This window comes from Mesorhizobium sp. M0751, from assembly GCF_040320265.1.
Classification (GTDB): domain Bacteria; phylum Pseudomonadota; class Alphaproteobacteria; order Rhizobiales; family Rhizobiaceae; genus Mesorhizobium.
Genome location: NZ_JAMYPH010000062.1, coordinates 1 through 2,482, shown reverse-complemented (window position 1 = coordinate 2,482; position 2,482 = coordinate 1). Strand labels below are relative to the sequence as shown.

At 64.7% G+C, this 2,482-nt stretch carries 3 protein-coding genes; all 3 read right to left on the bottom strand.

Annotation, left to right across the window (positions count from 1 at the left end):
• Positions 1 to 1,546 (bottom strand): IS66 family transposase (gene tnpC, locus NKI19_RS32580; protein ID WP_352567699.1); only part of this gene is annotated, 1,546 nt, incomplete at its 3' end.
• Positions 1,547 to 1,615: 69 nt separating this feature from the next.
• Entirely contained in the window at positions 1,616 to 1,972 is a 357-nt protein-coding gene (gene tnpB / locus NKI19_RS32575; protein WP_023709031.1) for an IS66 family insertion sequence element accessory protein TnpB, read from the bottom strand.
• The gene (tnpA, locus tag NKI19_RS32570; protein ID WP_292644753.1) at positions 1,969 to 2,349 is read right to left on the bottom strand and encodes an IS66-like element accessory protein TnpA; all 381 of its coding nucleotides are present in this window, start codon (positions 2,347 to 2,349) and stop codon (positions 1,969 to 1,971) included. Before tnpA ends, tnpB begins: the two co-directional genes overlap by 4 nt.
• Positions 2,350 to 2,482: the final 133 nt, after the last annotated feature.

Genomic DNA, 2,482 nt, shown 5'->3' with positions numbered 1-2,482 from the left:
GTAAGCGGTGTTCTCGGGCCACGGCCTTGAGCTCGAGCTTGTTGATGTAGACCCAAGGCAGGAGATCGTCGATCTGGCTGTTGGGGTGGCCGTTGACGATCCTGGTGAGGACATCGGCGAGATAGCCGAGCGGTTCGACACCATTGAGCTTGCAGGTTTCGATCAGCGAGGCGATGACTGCCCAGTGTTCGGCGCCGCCGTCAGAGCCTGCGAAGAGCGCGTTCTTGCGGTTGAGCGCGATCGGACGGATCGAGCGTTCGACGGTGTTGCTGTCGATCTCGATGCGGCCGTCGTCAAGGAAGCGCGAGAGGCCTTGCCAGCGCGAGAGCGTGTAGCGGATCGCCTCGGCGAGCTTTGTCTTCTGACTGATCAGGCCGAGCTTCTCACGCAGCCAGGGTTCGAGATCGGCGACGATGGCGCGGCTTTTGTCCTGACGCATCGCGCGGCGCTCGTTGGCCGATCGGCCACGAATGTCATCCTCGATCTTGTAGAGTTCGGCGATCCGTCTGAGCGCCTCGCTAGCGATCGGCGCTGGTCCGGACACGGCCAGTTCATAGAAGCGCCGGCGCACATGCGCCCAGCAGAAGGCGAGCGTGACGCCGCTTTTGTCGGCCAGCACGCGATAGCCGCCATAGCCGTCGACCTGCAAGATTCCGATGAAGCCTGCGAGATGAGCGATCGGACGCTCGGCCTTCCGGTCGGGTGCGTAGACATAGGCGACGCCCGGCGGGTCGGCTCCCTGCCATGGCCGATCATCACGCGCATAGGCCCAGAGTTGGCCTGTCTTCGTCTTGCCGCGGCCCGGATCGAGCACTGGCGCGGTCGTCTCGTCGGCGAAGAGTTTTGGCGAGGACTTCAGCTTGCCAAGCAGCCGCTCATGCACCGGACGCAGGTGCCAGGCGGCGCGGCCGACCCAATCGGCGAGCGTGGAGCGATCGAGATTGATTCCTTGCCGGGCGTAGATCTGCGCCTGACGATAGAGCGGAAGGTGATCGGCATATTTTGAGACCAGCACCTGGGCGACCGTTGCCTCGGTCGGAAGACCACCCTCGATCAGCCGGGCCGGCGCGGGAGCCTGAACCACGACGTCCTCGCAGGCGCGGCAGGCATATTTGGGCCGGCGCACGACGATTACACGCAGCTGCGCCGGAACGATGTCGAGCCGCTCGCTCACGTCCTCGCCGATCCGATGCAAGCCATTGCGGCAGCATGGGCAGGCATGGTCCTCGATGTCGACGATCATTTCCACCCGCGGCAGATGGGATGGCAACGCGCCGCGGTTCGTCCGACGCTTCCTGGCTCGCTCCAGGCGCTCTGCGGGAGATGCTTGTTCGTTCTCTTCCTCGTCGGCGGCCTCGATCTGCTCGGCCTCTTCGAGCCCCAGCAGCAATTGATCCTCGGGGAGCGTCTCGGCACGCCGGCCGAAGCGGTGACGCTGCAATTCCTTGATGATCTGAATCAGTCGGGCGTTCTCGACGTCGCGCGCCAGGACCATCGCCTTCAGCGCGTCCGGATCGTCGGGAAGCTGGTCAGCCGTCATCGCCATGAGCGGATCAGACCATATTCGCCGACAGCCCGCGACAGCGGAATCCAGGCTGATTCACTTCGTCGCGGGTCAGCCCGCCTGGGCTGGAACACGGGTCCGGCGCGCCTCGTGGACTCGCCGCCAGTCGAGACCTTCGAGTAGCGCCGAGAGCTGCGCGGCCGTCAGCCGCATCATGCCGTCATGCACTTTCGGCCAGCGGAACTCCCCATCCTCCAAACGCTTGGCATAGAGGCAAACCCCGGTGCCATCCCAGAAGATCAGCTTGATCCGGTCAGTCCGCTTCGCCCGGAAGACGTAGACGGCCCCGCTGAACGGATCGGCCCCCATTGTCTCTCGCACCAGCGCCGCCAATCCCTCAGCACCCTTGCGGAAGTCGACGGGCTTCGTCGCCACCATGACCTTGACCGCACCCGTCGGCCCGATCACGACGTCGCCTTCAGCGCGCGGATCACTGCGGCCACCGTCTTGGTATCGGCGCCCCGGCCGACGCGCATCGCGATGCCGTCGATCTCAAGCTCGATCATGCCGGCATCTCGGGTGGCTTGCCGCTTCCGCTGCTTCGGTGAACGGCTGGCTACAGGTTCCGCCGCCGCCAAAACCGCCGGCACAAAGGCAGGAGAATCTTGCTGCACCGAAGCGGCCTGTTTGCGCGCTTCGCGGCGCCAGGCGAAGACCTGCTGCGGCCTAAGGCCATACCGACGGGCGACCTCGGAAATGATTGCGTTCGGCTCCAGCGTCTCCGCGATGATCCGCGCCTTGTCATCCACCGACCAGTGACGCCGACCGCCGGCACCGTTGATCACCTCGAAACGTCGAAGCTGCCGCTCCGGGTCAAGCGTAAGGTCAAGTCCAGACACAAGCCGATCTCCGATCCCAATACAGGATCGGCAACCTCACAGATCGCGACCACTCCCGAAAGGTGGTCCGGAAACACCG